16 protein-coding genes and 1 tRNA gene are annotated in these 13,042 nt (G+C 67.5%); 10 read left to right on the top strand and 7 right to left on the bottom strand.

Annotated elements, in window-relative coordinates; genetic code table 11:
* The first annotated feature begins 43 nt into the window (after positions 1–43).
* From BMY29_RS21250 to BMY29_RS16940, 3 genes are all read left to right on the top strand, one after another.
* Positions 44–193, top strand: coding sequence for a DUF7563 family protein (locus BMY29_RS21250; protein WP_173424916.1), 150 nt, complete (start codon positions 44–46; stop codon positions 191–193).
* A gap of 84 nt (positions 194–277) precedes the next feature.
* Positions 278–526, top strand: a complete 249-nt coding sequence (locus tag BMY29_RS16945) for a GIY-YIG nuclease family protein (RefSeq protein ID WP_049990688.1) — start codon at positions 278–280, stop codon at positions 524–526.
* A gap of 106 nt (positions 527–632) precedes the next feature.
* Positions 633–1,604 (top strand): DUF8054 domain-containing protein, encoded by a 972-nt coding sequence (locus tag BMY29_RS16940; protein ID WP_173424920.1) that lies wholly within the window; start codon positions 633–635, stop codon positions 1,602–1,604.
* 60 nt (positions 1,605–1,664) lie between these two features.
* Here BMY29_RS16940 and BMY29_RS16935 read toward each other — a convergent pair whose 3' ends face one another.
* Positions 1,665–2,270: an NADPH-dependent FMN reductase gene (locus tag BMY29_RS16935; protein WP_049990690.1), complete on the bottom strand. Its 606-nt coding sequence runs from the start codon at positions 2,268–2,270 to the stop codon at positions 1,665–1,667.
* Between the two features lie 166 nt (positions 2,271–2,436).
* Between BMY29_RS16935 and BMY29_RS16930 the strand changes: the two genes are divergently transcribed.
* The gene (locus BMY29_RS16930; RefSeq protein WP_049990691.1) at positions 2,437–3,831 is read left to right on the top strand and encodes a phosphoglucomutase/phosphomannomutase family protein; all 1,395 of its coding nucleotides are present in this window, start codon (positions 2,437–2,439) and stop codon (positions 3,829–3,831) included.
* A gap of 115 nt (positions 3,832–3,946) precedes the next feature.
* Positions 3,947–4,321: a hypothetical protein gene (locus tag BMY29_RS16925; protein WP_049990692.1), complete on the top strand. Its 375-nt coding sequence runs from the start codon at positions 3,947–3,949 to the stop codon at positions 4,319–4,321.
* Between the two features lie 79 nt (positions 4,322–4,400).
* Here BMY29_RS16925 and cysE read toward each other — a convergent pair whose 3' ends face one another.
* From cysE to BMY29_RS16905, 4 genes are all read right to left on the bottom strand, one after another.
* Positions 4,401–4,916 (bottom strand): serine O-acetyltransferase, encoded by a 516-nt coding sequence (gene cysE / locus BMY29_RS16920; protein WP_049990693.1) that lies wholly within the window; start codon positions 4,914–4,916, stop codon positions 4,401–4,403.
* A gap of 235 nt (positions 4,917–5,151) precedes the next feature.
* Positions 5,152–5,820, bottom strand: a complete 669-nt coding sequence (locus BMY29_RS16915) for a metallophosphoesterase family protein (RefSeq protein ID WP_049990750.1) — start codon at positions 5,818–5,820, stop codon at positions 5,152–5,154.
* Positions 5,821–5,914: 94 nt separating this feature from the next.
* Complete coding sequence (locus tag BMY29_RS16910) at positions 5,915–6,319, bottom strand: hypothetical protein (protein ID WP_049990694.1); 405 nt, start codon at positions 6,317–6,319, stop codon at positions 5,915–5,917.
* Positions 6,320–6,381: 62 nt separating this feature from the next.
* Positions 6,382–6,972, bottom strand: a complete 591-nt coding sequence (locus BMY29_RS16905) for an IMP cyclohydrolase (protein ID WP_049990695.1) — start codon at positions 6,970–6,972, stop codon at positions 6,382–6,384.
* A gap of 124 nt (positions 6,973–7,096) precedes the next feature.
* Here BMY29_RS16905 and BMY29_RS16900 point away from each other — a divergent pair.
* Positions 7,097–7,169, top strand: a tRNA-Gln gene (locus tag BMY29_RS16900).
* Between the two features lie 128 nt (positions 7,170–7,297).
* On the top strand, positions 7,298–8,056 hold the full coding sequence (locus BMY29_RS16895; protein WP_049990751.1) for a rhodanese-like domain-containing protein: 759 nt from the start codon (positions 7,298–7,300) through the stop codon (positions 8,054–8,056).
* A 3-nt stretch (positions 8,057–8,059) separates the two neighbouring features.
* On the opposite strand, the gene BMY29_RS16890 is transcribed toward BMY29_RS16895, so the two are convergent.
* Positions 8,060–9,478, bottom strand: a complete 1,419-nt coding sequence (locus BMY29_RS16890; protein WP_049990696.1) for an oxidoreductase — start codon at positions 9,476–9,478, stop codon at positions 8,060–8,062.
* 90 nt (positions 9,479–9,568) lie between these two features.
* Here BMY29_RS16890 and BMY29_RS16885 point away from each other — a divergent pair, with 90 nt between their 5' ends.
* Positions 9,569–9,778 carry a hypothetical protein gene (locus BMY29_RS16885; protein ID WP_049990697.1) on the top strand — a complete coding sequence of 70 codons (210 nt, stop codon included), beginning with the start codon at positions 9,569–9,571 and terminating at the stop codon, positions 9,776–9,778.
* 104 nt (positions 9,779–9,882) lie between these two features.
* Here BMY29_RS16885 and BMY29_RS16880 read toward each other — a convergent pair whose 3' ends face one another.
* Positions 9,883–10,926 (bottom strand): NAD(P)-dependent alcohol dehydrogenase, encoded by a 1,044-nt coding sequence (locus BMY29_RS16880; protein ID WP_049990698.1) that lies wholly within the window; start codon positions 10,924–10,926, stop codon positions 9,883–9,885.
* Positions 10,927–11,097: 171 nt separating this feature from the next.
* Between BMY29_RS16880 and BMY29_RS16875 the strand changes: the two genes are divergently transcribed.
* Together BMY29_RS16875 and BMY29_RS16870 are read left to right on the top strand one after the other, a co-directional pair.
* On the top strand, positions 11,098–12,162 hold the full coding sequence (locus BMY29_RS16875) for an amidohydrolase family protein (protein ID WP_049990699.1): 1,065 nt from the start codon (positions 11,098–11,100) through the stop codon (positions 12,160–12,162).
* A complete protein-coding gene (locus tag BMY29_RS16870) occupies positions 12,162–13,001 on the top strand; it encodes an iron-sulfur cluster assembly protein (protein WP_049990700.1) in 840 nt (279 codons plus the stop codon). The genes BMY29_RS16875 and BMY29_RS16870 overlap by 1 nt, the downstream gene beginning before the upstream one ends.
* The last annotated feature ends 41 nt before the right edge of the window (positions 13,002–13,042 follow it).

The raw sequence follows: 13,042 nt of genomic DNA, 5'->3' as shown, positions 1-13,042 counted from the left end.
GCCGCGCAATAGCTTTAGGTACCGGCTCCGGCCGGTGTGACCAATGCCCAAGTGTGACCACTGCGGTGCGCACGTCTCCGAACGGTTCGCGCGCGTCTTCGCCGACGAACGCGGTGAGATTCACGCGTGTGTCAGCTGTTCGGCGAACGCCGGAATCGCTGAAGCCGCGAGAGAGCGCGCTCGCGGTGCCTGACGCATCGTACCTGACGACCACACGCCCCGCTGGGCGCCCACTGGGACGTGACGCTTTTTGCGGTTCCCCGTTATCCAACGGCCGATGGCCGATCACGTCGTCTACGTCCTCGAGTGTGCCGACGGCTCGCTGTACACCGGCTACACGACCGACCTCGACCGCCGCGTCGCGGAACACGACGCGGGGGAAGGCGCGAAATACACACGCGGGCGCACGCCGGTCGACCTCCGCTATCACGAGCGGTACGACTCCCGGTCGGCCGCGATGTCCCGTGAGTACGAGATCAAGCAACTGAGCCGCGCCGAGAAGGAACAACTCGTCGGCCTCGAGTGACCGACCGACGGGATGCGTGCGAGTGCCGCGGCTCCCAACCGCCGCTATTATCTCGCCCATCATGCCCGAAAAATAGATGTGTGTTGGACGTGATACCAATCTCGAGATGCAACCCGACGTCGTCGACGATCTCAAGGACCCCGAATATACCGGAGAGAACCGGTGTGAACCCTGTACCGTCCTGAACCTCGGCATCGCGGCAGTGGTCAGCTCCGCCGTCGCGCGCAAGTCTCGACTCGGCGGCCTCTTCGCCGCCGGCGTCTCGATCGCGCTGATCTACCTCCGCGGCTATCTCGTCCCGGGCACGCCGACGCTGACCAAGCGTTACCTTCCGCCCGAAGTCCTGCGCTGGTTCGGCAAGGACCCCGTCCCTGACGTCGCGAGCGGTCTCGGCGCCGTCGATACTGCGTCGGCAGCTGCTACCGGATCCGACCGCGACCGGTCCGAATCCGATCGGACGGCCGGCACGGGCGAGGACGACGAGACCGTGGCAGCCGGCGACGGTGCCACGTTCGACGAGGCCGCCGTCGATACCGCCGAGCCCGACGAGCGAGCGGCCCTCGACCTCGAGACGTTCTTCCTTGAGCAGGACATCCTCGAACCCTGCGACGATCGGGACGACCTCTGTCTCACCGACGACTTCGAGGCCGCCTGGTTCGACGAGATCGAGCCCCTCGACGAGTCGGGCGTCGATGTCGCGGCGGCCGTCGACGCGTTCGGCTTCGACGCCGACCCCGACGAGTTCGAACTCGATGAACGGGACGACGCGCGACACCTGCTGTCCCAGTCGGGGGCGGCGGGCCGGTGGCCCTCGCGGGCCGCGCTGCTGGCGGACGTCGCCGCCAGCCGCGCGCTCGCCTCGTGGGTCGACGACTGGAACGCCGCCGATCCCGAAACGAAAGGCGAGGTGCTCAACGGGCTCCGGATGTTCCTCGAGACGTGCCCGTCGGGCGGCGACGTCCGGATGGGCGAGGAGGTCGTCGAGTCCTGCTGTAGCTCCCACGAGGTCGTCGCTATCACCTGCGAGGAGACGGGCGAACGGCTCTTCGAGCAGCGCCTGGCCGACGTCGACGCCTGATCGCCGCCCGAGGCGCTACCGGCCATCGGCACTAGAACCGGACCAGTACCGGACGGACGCTCAGTCGTCCGCGTCGGCCGCCGCGGACCGCGAGGAGGTCACGCTGGGGTCGATGAACGCGTACTCGGCGATCATCCGACCGAGTTTCTCGACGCGCTCGCGCAGCGCCGGATCGCGGAACCGACGGCCGTCGATCGCGTCGGGGTCGCGCTCGAACTTCTCGGACGCGCTTCTGAGCCCGACCTGGTGGGGAAGGACCCAGCCGTGGACGCCGCGGACGGTGATTCGCAGGTGATCGAGCGTCGACCCGTAGCTCCCGCCGCCGGCGGTTGCGAGGAGACCGACGGTCGTGTCCTCGTACTCGTCGAACCCGCAGTAGTCGTGAAAGTTCTTCAGCGCCCCCGAGTACGAGCCGTGATAGACCGGCGTCCCGAGGATGACGGCGTCGCCCTCGCGAACCAGGCGCGTCGCCGTCTCGGCGTCGCCCTGTTCTCGATCGTCGACGTCGGGGTCGTAGACGGGGAGATCGTACTCTCGCAGGTCGAGCAGCGTCGTCTCGGCGCCGGCCTCGTCGGCCGCTTCGAGGGCGTACTTCAGGGCCGTCCGCGTGTAGCTCTTTTCGCGGAGGCTGCCGCTGACGGCGACGACGGAGGGAGCGGGTGTCATATAATCGACGTACGCAGCCGATTCGGAAAACGTCGTTGCTCGCACCGCTGACAGAAATTAGCGTTGGAAACAGAAGCGAACAGCAGCGTCCTCGGGCCGGGCCGCCCCGCCGTCTTCTCCGCCCGCCAGCGTCGCTTTTTTCGCGCCGGGTGTCGACCACCGCACCATGGAGACGATCAGCTTCGGCACCGACGGCTGGCGGGCGACGCTCGACGAGTTCACGGCGCCCCGCGTTCGAATGGTGGGCCAGGCGGTCGCGACGTACCTCTCCGACGAGGGACTCGAGGGGCCGGTCGCGGTGGGGTACGACGCTCGAGAGACCTCTCGCGGGTTCGCCGAGGAACTGACGCGGGTGCTGTGTGCCAACGGCTTCGACGTCCTGCTCTCCGAGCGGGACCGGCCGACGCCGCTGATCGCCCACGCAATTGTCGATCGGGACCTCGCCGGCGGCCTGGTGATCACGGCCTCGCACAACCCGCCGGAGTACAACGGCGTGAAGTTCATTCCCGAGGACGGCGCGCCGGCTCTGCCGGACGTGACCGACGCCATCGCAGAGCGCCTGGCCGAACCCGAATCGCTTCCCGAGGAAGAACACGGTACGGCTCGCGAGGTCGATTTCGCCGAGTCGCACGCCGACGCCGCCCTCGACTTGGTCGAGTCGATCACCGGCAGCACCGACCTCTCGGGGCTGCCCGTCGCCTACGACGCCATGCACGGCAGCGGTCGCGGGACGACCGACGCTCTGCTCGAGCGCGCGGGCGCTGACCTCGATCGGTTCCGGTGCGAGCGGGATCCCGACTTCGGCGGCGGAGCGCCCGAACCCGCCGCCGAGAACCTCGAGGCCCTGATCGAGGCCGTCACGGGCGACGACGGCGCGGTCGATCTCGGGATCGCCAACGACGGCGACGCCGACCGCATCGCCGTCGTCACACCCGAACGGGGCTATCTCGACGAGAACCTCTTCTTCGCCGCGCTCTACGACTACCTGCTCGAGAGCGAGTCCGGCGCGGCGGTCCGCTCGGTCTCGACGACGTTCCTCATCGACCGGGTCGCCGAGGCCCACGGCGAGTCCGTCCGCGAGGTTCCCGTCGGCTTCAAGTGGGTCGCCGAGGCGATGGCCGACGGCGACGCTCTGGTCGGCGGCGAGGAGTCCGGCGGCTTCACCGTTCGGGGTCACGTCCGTGAGAAGGACGGCGTCCTTCTGGCCGTGCTCGCCGCCGCGATGCACGCCGAAGAGCCGCTGGACGACCGGGTCGACCGGCTGCTCGACGAGCACGGCACCGTCGTCCAGGACAAGATCAGCGTCGCCTGTCCCGACGACGAGAAGGGGCGTGTCCTCGACGAACTGGAAGGGGAAATCCCCGAGACCGTCGCGGGGACCGACGTCGAGGGCGTCAACACCGCCGACGGCTTCAAACTCCAACTCGCCGACGGCTCGTGGCTGTTGATCCGCCCGAGCGGGACCGAGCCCGTCCTGCGGGTCTACGCCGAGGCCGCCGACGAGGACCGGATCGGCGACCTCCTCGCGGCTGGCCGTGACCTGGTCGAACCGCTGGTCTGAATCTCGACGCGGTCGCTGGCGGTTCCCCTCGCGTTTATCCAGGTCCGATGGGAACCTACGCCACGTTGCGTTTTCCGGGCCGGCCTTTATTCCGGCCGCTGTCGACGGGACGGGCATGAGCGGACGCGATCGATCCGAGGACGCGGCCTACACCGAACTGACGCCCGACGCCTGGCACCAGGACGACGAGGGCAACTACTACATCGACTGTCCGGAGTGCGGTTCCGCGGCGACGCTGATGAACGTCGTCAAACACGGCCGGTGCAACGGCTACCTCGACCAACAGGAGGGCGAGACCGAACTCGACGAACAGGCGATGGACTGCACCGCGAAGCTCTGGTTCGAACTCGGCTACGTCTCGGACCCCGACGCGGAGATGACCGACGACGCCGTCGGCGAGTCCGCCAGCGAGGCCGAGACCGAGGAGGGTGTTCCCGCGTCGGAGCAGCCGCCGGGAACCGACGGGACGGTGAGCGACGACCAACAGTAACAGTACGAAACCAGCAATAGCGACGGCGACGAGGACGATCCGCACGGGTCGGTCGAGCGCCGATTTCGCCTCGTCCCCGTCAGTCGACTCGCTCCGCCGGGACGCCGATGACGGTCGCGCCCGGCTCGACGTCGCCGGTGACGACCGAGCCGGCGCCGACGGCCGCGTCCTCGCCGATCGTGATATCGCCCAACAGCGTCGCGTTAGCACCTAACTGGGCGCCGTCCTCGACCGTCGGATGCCGCTTGACGGGTTCGTTGGTGTCCCCGCCGAGCGTGACGCCGTGGTACATGTGCACGTCGTCGCCGATCTCGGCTGTCTCGCCGATGACGACGCCCGTCCCGTGATCGATCGTCACGCGTCGGCCGAGCGACGCGCCCGGATGGATCTCCACGCCGGTCAGCCAGCGCATCAGGTGCGAGATCAGGCGGGCGACCAGGCGACCCCCGCGGCCGCGATTCCACAGCCGGTGAGCGAGCCGGTAGCCCCAGACGGCGTGCAGGCCCGGATAGCACAACAGGACTTCCAGCAACCCCTTGGCCGCGGGGTCGCGCTCGTACATCGCTCGGATATCCTCACGCACGCGTGTAAACATCTGTATCGAAGCTCCTCGCGGCAGCGGTCTCGACGCGACGCCGGTGCGGTCTCCTCGACAGCGACGGGAACGCACGCGCCAGCGAGCGACACCACCGGCCCACGGCGTGCCGAGGACAGTTCCGGACGGTACACGCAGTGGCACCGGTGCGTACCATATCCGACCGTAGCGGCGGGTGCGGTGTAAAAGGATTCGTTTTCGGCGCCGCTCTCCGCTTGGTTGCCCACCTCGCGGCTCACTTCCCGCGGGCCAGGCGGGTCCCGATGCGCGTCGGCAGTCCCGCGTCGTCGACGGCGTCCTGAACCGCCTCGACGTCGTACTCGACGCGGTGGGTCTCGACGGTCAGCGCGTCGAGGTCGAGCACCGCGTACCCCGCTCGCGGGTCCCCGTCGCGGGGCTGGCCGACACTGCCGGGATTGACGACGATCCCCTCCGCGAACCGTTCGACGCCCTGGACGTGGGTGTGACCCAGCACCAGCACGTCCTCGTCGCCGAGCAGTCCCGGCGAGAATTCCGACGGATAGGTGTATCGCGCGTAGCGATCCGGATCGTCCGGATGGCCGTGGACGAGTTTTACCCGGCCGTCGCAGGCGGTGCGCTCGGCGGGCAGCGACTCGAGCCAGGCCAGTTGCTCCTCGCCAAGCCGTCGCTTCGCGTGCTCGACGCCCGCGCGAGCCATTCCGTTGAACCGGAACGGCGTGTCCTCGACGACTGCGGCGTCGTGGTTGCCCATCACCGTCGGCACCGCCCGCTCCCGCAGTTCGTCGACGCACTCCGCGGGCCAGGGGTTGTAGCCGACCACGTCGCCCGCGCACAGCAGTCCGTCGACCGGCGGCATGTCCTCGAGAACGGTCTCGAGGGCGACCAGGTTGCTGTGGACATCCGAGATGAGTCCGACCTTCATGCGCATGAGTAACAGTCGCGAGGGGTTTGTAGGTTGGCCGCCGACGACGGCAGTGCGCGATGTACGACCCGCAATCCGCGGCGGTCTACGGACGCTAGTCGGACGCAGTCACGAAATGCGATCGGCCCGTCTCGACGGCGACGACTGCAATCGTTCCGAGCACGCCGCCACAGGCGAAACTGATCCCCGTCGTCGTCGACACGTGCAGGGACACGAGAACGGCCGAGACGAAAAACACGAACGCGACGATGGTAGCCGCCCGCCCCGTCTCTCCGATCGCGCGAACCCAGGCCCCGATTCGCGAGCCGATCGACGTGGCGGCGGCCGGCCCCGTCGCGATCGAGAACCCGACGAATCCGACGGCGACCGCTCCCCAGACGACCGTTTCGGCGGTCCCGAGCTTCCAGATTGCCCACGCGGCGAGCGCTACCGCGAACGCGACACGACGTCGCGTCGGCGTCTCGTCGGCTGCCCGGCCGGAGGTGATCGTGGCGGCCATCACGCAAGGAATAGATAACCAGCTGAATAAAAGCGGTGCTCGTTCCGACCTCGACCGCAGTCTCAATCGCCGTTCTCGATCGCCGTCTCGAACCCGTCGTCGGTCCTGGCGATGCCGGCCGCACAGACCGCGTGTTCGAACTCGTAGTCGTAGACTTTGCTCGCTGCGGCCGCCGCGCTTTCGGCATCGAGTTCGAACGGCTCGGGGGCGTTCTTCTCGTAGGTCGCGACCAGCGTCGGCTCGTCGACGGTCTCGACGAGCAGCGCGTCCTTCCGGACCGTGCCGATCAGCGCCTGGCCGTCCGACCCGATCGTCGCCGCGATCCGGGGCGTGTCGTAGTCGTCTTTCTCGTAGTCCAGCGCCAGCAGGCTCTCCGCCAGGGCGTCCCGGGCGGGGTAGCCGAGTTCGAGCTTCTCCGCGATCGGATCGACATGCGAGCCGTTACCGAACGCGGCCGTCTCGCCCGTCGGGGTGTCGACGACCCGGAGGCAGTTGTACGAGACGTAGGGGTTGTCGGTCTCGGGGGCGTCCTCGGTGGGACCGACGGTGAGCGCCTCGTCTCGGGCAGTGATCTCGCGGTTCGGGAACGATCGTGAGGAGACGCGGTACGCGCCGACCTCGGGGCCGACGACGACGAATCGTCCGACGTACATACTCGACGATGCTCCCGGTCGGCGCAAGTAGGTGTCGGTCTCTCACGGCGGTGTGGGGGGCCGTTGCAGACCGCGGTAAACTCGCAACGCTTACAAGGGGCAACCGTCTATCGTCGAGTGCAGCAGTCCCATGGGGTAGCGGCCAATCCTGAAGCCTTCTGGGGGCTTCGACCCAGGTTCGAATCCTGGTGGGACTACTCCTCCCGTTCTTTCGATTCGAGTTCTGGCTGACCGCTGTCGCTCGGTTTCCAGTTGAAACGAAGGGGTTCGGCTAACGGCGACGTCACCAGAAACACTATCTCTCCGTCGTCGCTAGATGGAGTATATGAACCGACGGACGTTCCTCGCTGTCGGAGGAACTGCGACTTTCGGAGCCATCGCCGGCTGTCTCGGCGGTATTGGCGGCGACGCTGGTGGAAACGCTGACGGATACGGTCCGGAACCGGAGACGGCGCCCGAAGAACGCTCGATCGACACGAGCGCCTACGAGACGCAGGCGTTCGACGGCGTCGACGTTCCGTTGGCCCCGATCGACGACGTCTTCTACTGGTATCAGCGTCAGGAAGCACGAGTGGCCGACGCTCGCGGATCCAGTCAGTACGAGAACGCTCATATCGCCGGCGCTGCGCTGAGCACCGCACCGCCGCGGACTCCCGACGACGATCCCATCGACGACTGGTCCAAGAGCGATCGAATCGTGACCTACTGCGGCTGTCCACACCACCTCTCCGGGTTGCGTGCCGCGGCGTTAATCGACGACGGATACGAGGAAGTGTACGCGCTCGACGAGGGATTCCAGGCGTGGATCAACCGCGGCTACCCGCTGGAAGGCTCGGAAGTCGACGAGGACCGGGCGACCTACGAGATTCAGGGCCGGTCCAGTCCCGATTACGCCGGCGAGATGGTCCGACTCGAGCAAGTCGACGTGGAGCGTCTGGAAGCCGCCCCGATCGCCGACGACGGCTCGTACACGCTCCAGCTTCACTACTCGGGCTCGACCGATTCCCGGTTCCGCGTCGAGGCGCCCGATTACACGGTCGAGGGAACGCTCGAGGAACTGACGAGCGACGTAGTCACCGCCTAAGTCTCACGCGTTCTCCCGTTCGGAGGACCCGTACGCACCGTTTCGTTCGAGCTCGCCGCGCTTTCGCAGGACCTCCGGCGTGCGACAGATTCCCGGCGCGCCCGTCACTTGCGGCACCGTACAGTTGTTGCAGCTCTCGCAGAGCACCCGCGGACTTTCGCGCTCGCGCTTCCGTTCGGACTCCGATCCGTTTCCGGGTTCGGTCTCGTTTCCACCTCCGAGCAGTCGCGCCCCCAGGCGCGGCTCGGCGTAGAAGGGCCTGGCCAGGCCGACCATGTCGCAGGCCGCTCCTTTGTTCCCATCGCTTTCCTCGACCCCGCCGCTCGCGCCGAGCAAGCGATCCATCTCCGCCCGTTCCCGGATCCCGCCTTCCGCGAGGACGGGGATCGACACCCGGTCGCGGACTCGTCGGCAGAAGTCCTCGTTCCAGGCCGGCTCGAAGTCGTACTGAAATGATTGGAGTCGGTTCGCCAGGGCGACCAGCCGTCGCCTGGTCGGTCCCCCGAAGGCCGCGTCGTACTCCTCGCGAAGCGCCTCGTTCGCCCAGGCGCGCTCGGGGTGCTCGCCGCGGACGATGCTCATGTCCCAGACGACCGAGGTCTGGACGGGGACGACGGCGTCGTAGCCGATCCTCTCGAGCCGGCGGGCGATCTCGACTCCGTCGTCGAGCGAGAGCTTCCGGCGGACGATCGGCGAGGGCGGCGCCGGCGTCTCGGCCGGCACCTTGGTCAGCAGGGGCACGTCGCCCGCGCGGTCGCGGATCTCGTCGTGGACCAGCGCGAGGAACTCGAGGCGGGCCTCGGGGGAGCCGCCGAACTCGTCGCCTCGCCGGTTGTAGAACGGCGACAGGAACTGCTGGACGATTCCCATGTTCGCGCCGGCCAGGTGGATCCCGTCGTAGCCGGCGTCGACGGCGTTCGCCGCCGCGCGACCGAAGTCCGCGGCCAGGTCGTACACCTCCGCGGTGGTGAGGACGTGCGGGTCGTAGTCGAGAAAGCCTAACCGATCGAGCAGTCGTAACTGCCGCGGCGGCTCTGACACCGCGAGCTGTTCGAGATCCGGATGGGCCGCGCGGTACTCGGCGTGCCAGGTCTCCATGCTCCGAAGGCCGCCGTGTTCGAGTTGGAGGACGATCCGGCTCCCGTGGTCGTGGATCCGGTCGGTCAGTCGCGAGAGCCGATCCACGAACTCGGGGTCGTGGACGCGGGTCATCCCCGGCGCGGCACAGCCACCCTCCCCGCGGACGATCGTCGCGCCCTGGCAGACGAGTCCGACACCCGACGCCGCGGCGGGTTCGAGGTCGTCGATCAGCGTGTCGACCGCGTCCGGCCCGTTGCCCGCACACTCGAGCAGCGGTGCGCGGTAGAGCCGGTTGGGGACCGTCATCCCGCTGATTTCGAGAGGATCCTCGAGGGTGACCATGCAGGGCGTATCACGCGCCCTCACAAGAGCGTAGCGCCGGTCGGGAGGAACGGCTAAGTAAGTGGGAAGGTAACACACAACATTGAGGAGATGTCCGCCGAAAACGACCCCATCACGGATCCGCCCGCGTGTTCGGGCTGTGGCACCGAGATGGAACTCGCCGCCGAGGGGACCATGAAGACCGTCCCGGTCATCGGCGACGAGGTCGAGTTCCAGCAGTTTAGCTGTCCCCGGTGCGGTCAGGGGACCCGGTTCGAACGGAGCGGTCCCGACGACGAGTGGTCGCGACCCGTCGGCTGAGCGGTGACGAGACGCGTCGGCTCCCGAACGCCGTCGGGCGGACGTATCGTCCGAAAACAACGCTGTCTTTTTCCGAACCGGCGAGCCGCTCCGGTTCGGTCGCGTCAGGGCGGGAGGACGACCGCGCGGCCTTCGATCTCGTTGTGCTCGAGTCGTTCCGCGACCGTGTTGATCTCGTCTAAGTCGTGGCGCTCGGTGCGCAACTCGACGTCGCCGCGATCGACGAGCGCGACGAGTTCCTGTAGTTCGGCGTACTTCCCGACCAGGGTCCCCCGGAAGGCGAACTCGCCGTCGACCAGCGCCTGGCTCGGCTCGTGGATGTGCCCGCCGTAACCGACGATGTGGTGGTCGCCGCCGGCGGCGACGATCTCCGGCGCCAGGCCGGTCGTCTCGTCGCCCCCGACGAAGTCGACGACCTGCTGGGCGCCCTCGTCGTCGGTCAGGTCGGCGACGATATCCGGGAGGTTCTCCTCGGCGGAGTTGACGGTGTGTCGGGCGCCCAGGTCTTCGGCCAGGTCGAGCGCCTCGTCCTTGATGTCGACGGCGACGATGTCAGCGGCGCTCATCGCGTCGAGACACTGGAGACCGATGTGGCCGAGGCCGCCGACGCCGATGACGACGCAGGTGTCGCCGGGGTTCAGTTCGTCGACCGCCTTCTTGACGGCGTGGTAGGCCGTGATGCCCGCGTCGGCGTGGGGCGCGATCTCAGTCGGGTCGACGCCGTCGGGCAGCGGGATCACCGCGCGCTCGTTGGTCTGGAGGAACTCCGCGAAGCCGCCGTCGGTCGTGAGACCGTTGAACGCGCTGTTCTCGCAGTACATGTCCTCGCCGAGCCGGCAGGGCCGGCAGATGCCACACGTCTGAACGGGGTGGCAGATGACGGGGTCGCCCTCCTCGACTAAGGTCACCTCGTCGCCGGTCTCGACGACGATCCCCGCGTTCTCGTGGCCGAGCGTCATCGGCAAGTCCTGGGGCGCGTAGTCGGCCCACATCCCCTCGATGATGTGGTTGTCCGTCTGGCACCACCCCGCACCTTCGACCTCAACTAGCACCTGGTCGGACCGCTCGAGATCCGGACGGTCGACCTCGTCGATCGAGAGCGCGTCGCTCATCTCCTCGGTGTACTCGTGGAGCCTGGCTGCTTGCATGGTAACACACCTCACTTCACCGTAGGACGTGATAACGTTCCCCCAGGGTATCGCATCGCGGACACGTTCGATGCGAGACCGCCCGTATTGAGCCGTAACGGTAACTCTCCGTGGAAGTCTACCTATCTATAAGAAAGAATCATGTGGGATGGTATTGATTCCCACGATGGGATGTACCAGCACAACGGAGAGGAGATCTTCGTCATCGACGGCCACGTGCACCTGTGGGACGCTACGGAGGAAAACATCGACCACCGAGGCGGCGAGGAATTCATCCAGTGTTTCTACGACTACCACACGACGTTCACCCCCGAGGAACGCCAGTGGAGCCTCTCGGAGTACCGGAAGTACGGCGCCGATCGGATGGTCGAGGACCTGTTCGCCAACGCGGCCGCCGACATGGCGATCTTCCAGCCGACGTACCTCACCGACTTCTACGCGGAGGGGTTCAACACCACCGAACAGAACGCCGAACTCGCCACTGAGTACCCCGAGCGGTTCGTACTCAACGGCACCTTCGATCCTCGCGACGGCGACGAGGGCCTCGCGTACCTCGAGGAACTCCACGAGAAATACGACGTTCCCGGCGTGAAGCTCTACACCGCCGAGTGGCGCGGCGACTCGAAGGGGTGGCGCCTCGACGACGATGCAGCCTTCGAGTTCCTCCAGAAGTGTGCGGACCTCGGTATCGAGAACATCCACGCCCACAAGGGCCCGACGATCCGGCCGCTGAACCGCGACGCCTTCGACGTCGCCGACGTCGACGACGCCGCCTCGTCGTTCCCAGAACTCAACTTCATCGTCGAACACGTCGGCCTTCCGCGACTCGACGACTTCTGCTGGATCGCCGCCCAGGAGAACAACGTCTACGGCGGCCTGGCCGTCGCCGCGCCGTTCGCCCAGAACCGACCGGGCAAGTTCTCGGAGATCATGTCCGAACTCCTGTGGTGGCTCGGTGAGGACCGCGTGCTGTTCGGCTCGGACTACGCGCTGTGGAACCCCGACTGGCTCGTCGAGGAAGTCATCGAGGCCGAGTTCCTCCAGGAACACCGCATGGAGTACGGCGTCGAATGGGACGTAGAAACCAAGAAGAAGGTCATGGGCGAGAACGCCGCCGAGCTCTACGACATCGACATCGAGGCGAAGCGCCAGGCGTTCCAGGACGACGAAATCAGCCAGGAGTTCGGGCTCGAGGACCACTACGCGAGCGAGGAACCCGCGCCCGCGGACGACTGATGACCGCACGCGACTCCGACGGCTCCGCCCCGAGCGCTCCCCCCGCGCGGGCGGCCGTCCGCGACCGATTGGACCGCGTCACCGATCCCGAACTCGACCGCTCGATCGTCGCCTTAGAGTACGTCGACGCGATCGAGATCGAGGGCCGACGCGTCAGCGTCGACCTCACGCTCCCGACCGCCTGGTGCTCGCCGGCGTTCGCCTGGCTGATGGCAGTCGACGCCCGCGACGAGGTCGAATCCCTGCCGGCGGTCGAGGAGGCGCGGATCACGCTTCACGAGCACATGCACGAGGCGGAGATTACCCGCGGCGTCAACGAGCGCCTCTCCTTTGCCGAGGCGTTTCCGGACGCCGACGGCGACGTCGAGGCGGTCCGGGCGGAACTCGACGAGAAGGCCCGCGTCGCCCGCCAGTACGACGCGGTCGAGGCCCTCCTCGATGCCGGCCTCGATCCGGCGGCGATCGTTTCGCTCCGACTGCGCGACCTCGGAACCGACGAGACGACCGACGCGCCTGACGCGACCGACGCAACCGATACGGCCGACGGGAGCGAGACGCTCGCCGTCTACGTCGCCGATCGCTCGTTCGCCGTCACCGTTCCGACGGCGCCGATCGAGCGCTACTTCGAGAAGGCCTGCGAGACCGACCTCGTTACGGGACTGGACGACGTTCTGTTCCGGACGCCGGAGGGCGAGCCGATCGATCCCGACGACTTCGAACTCGTCCACCAGCGTGGCCGACTCGCGAAGGTCAACATGTCGAGCCAGGGCGGTATCTGCGACGGCCTCCGCGAGGCCAGGGAAGGTCGGCTCGAGGGCCCCGGCACCGCGGACGACTAACCGCGCGTCCGCGGACGCGGTCCGTCTCGTTTCTTCGTCCG

It is taken from the genome of Natrinema salifodinae (assembly GCF_900110455.1).
GTDB lineage: Archaea > Halobacteriota > Halobacteria > Halobacteriales > Natrialbaceae > Natrinema > Natrinema salifodinae.
Note: the sequence above shows the minus strand (reverse complement) of the source record. Positions and strands in the feature narration are given on the sequence as shown.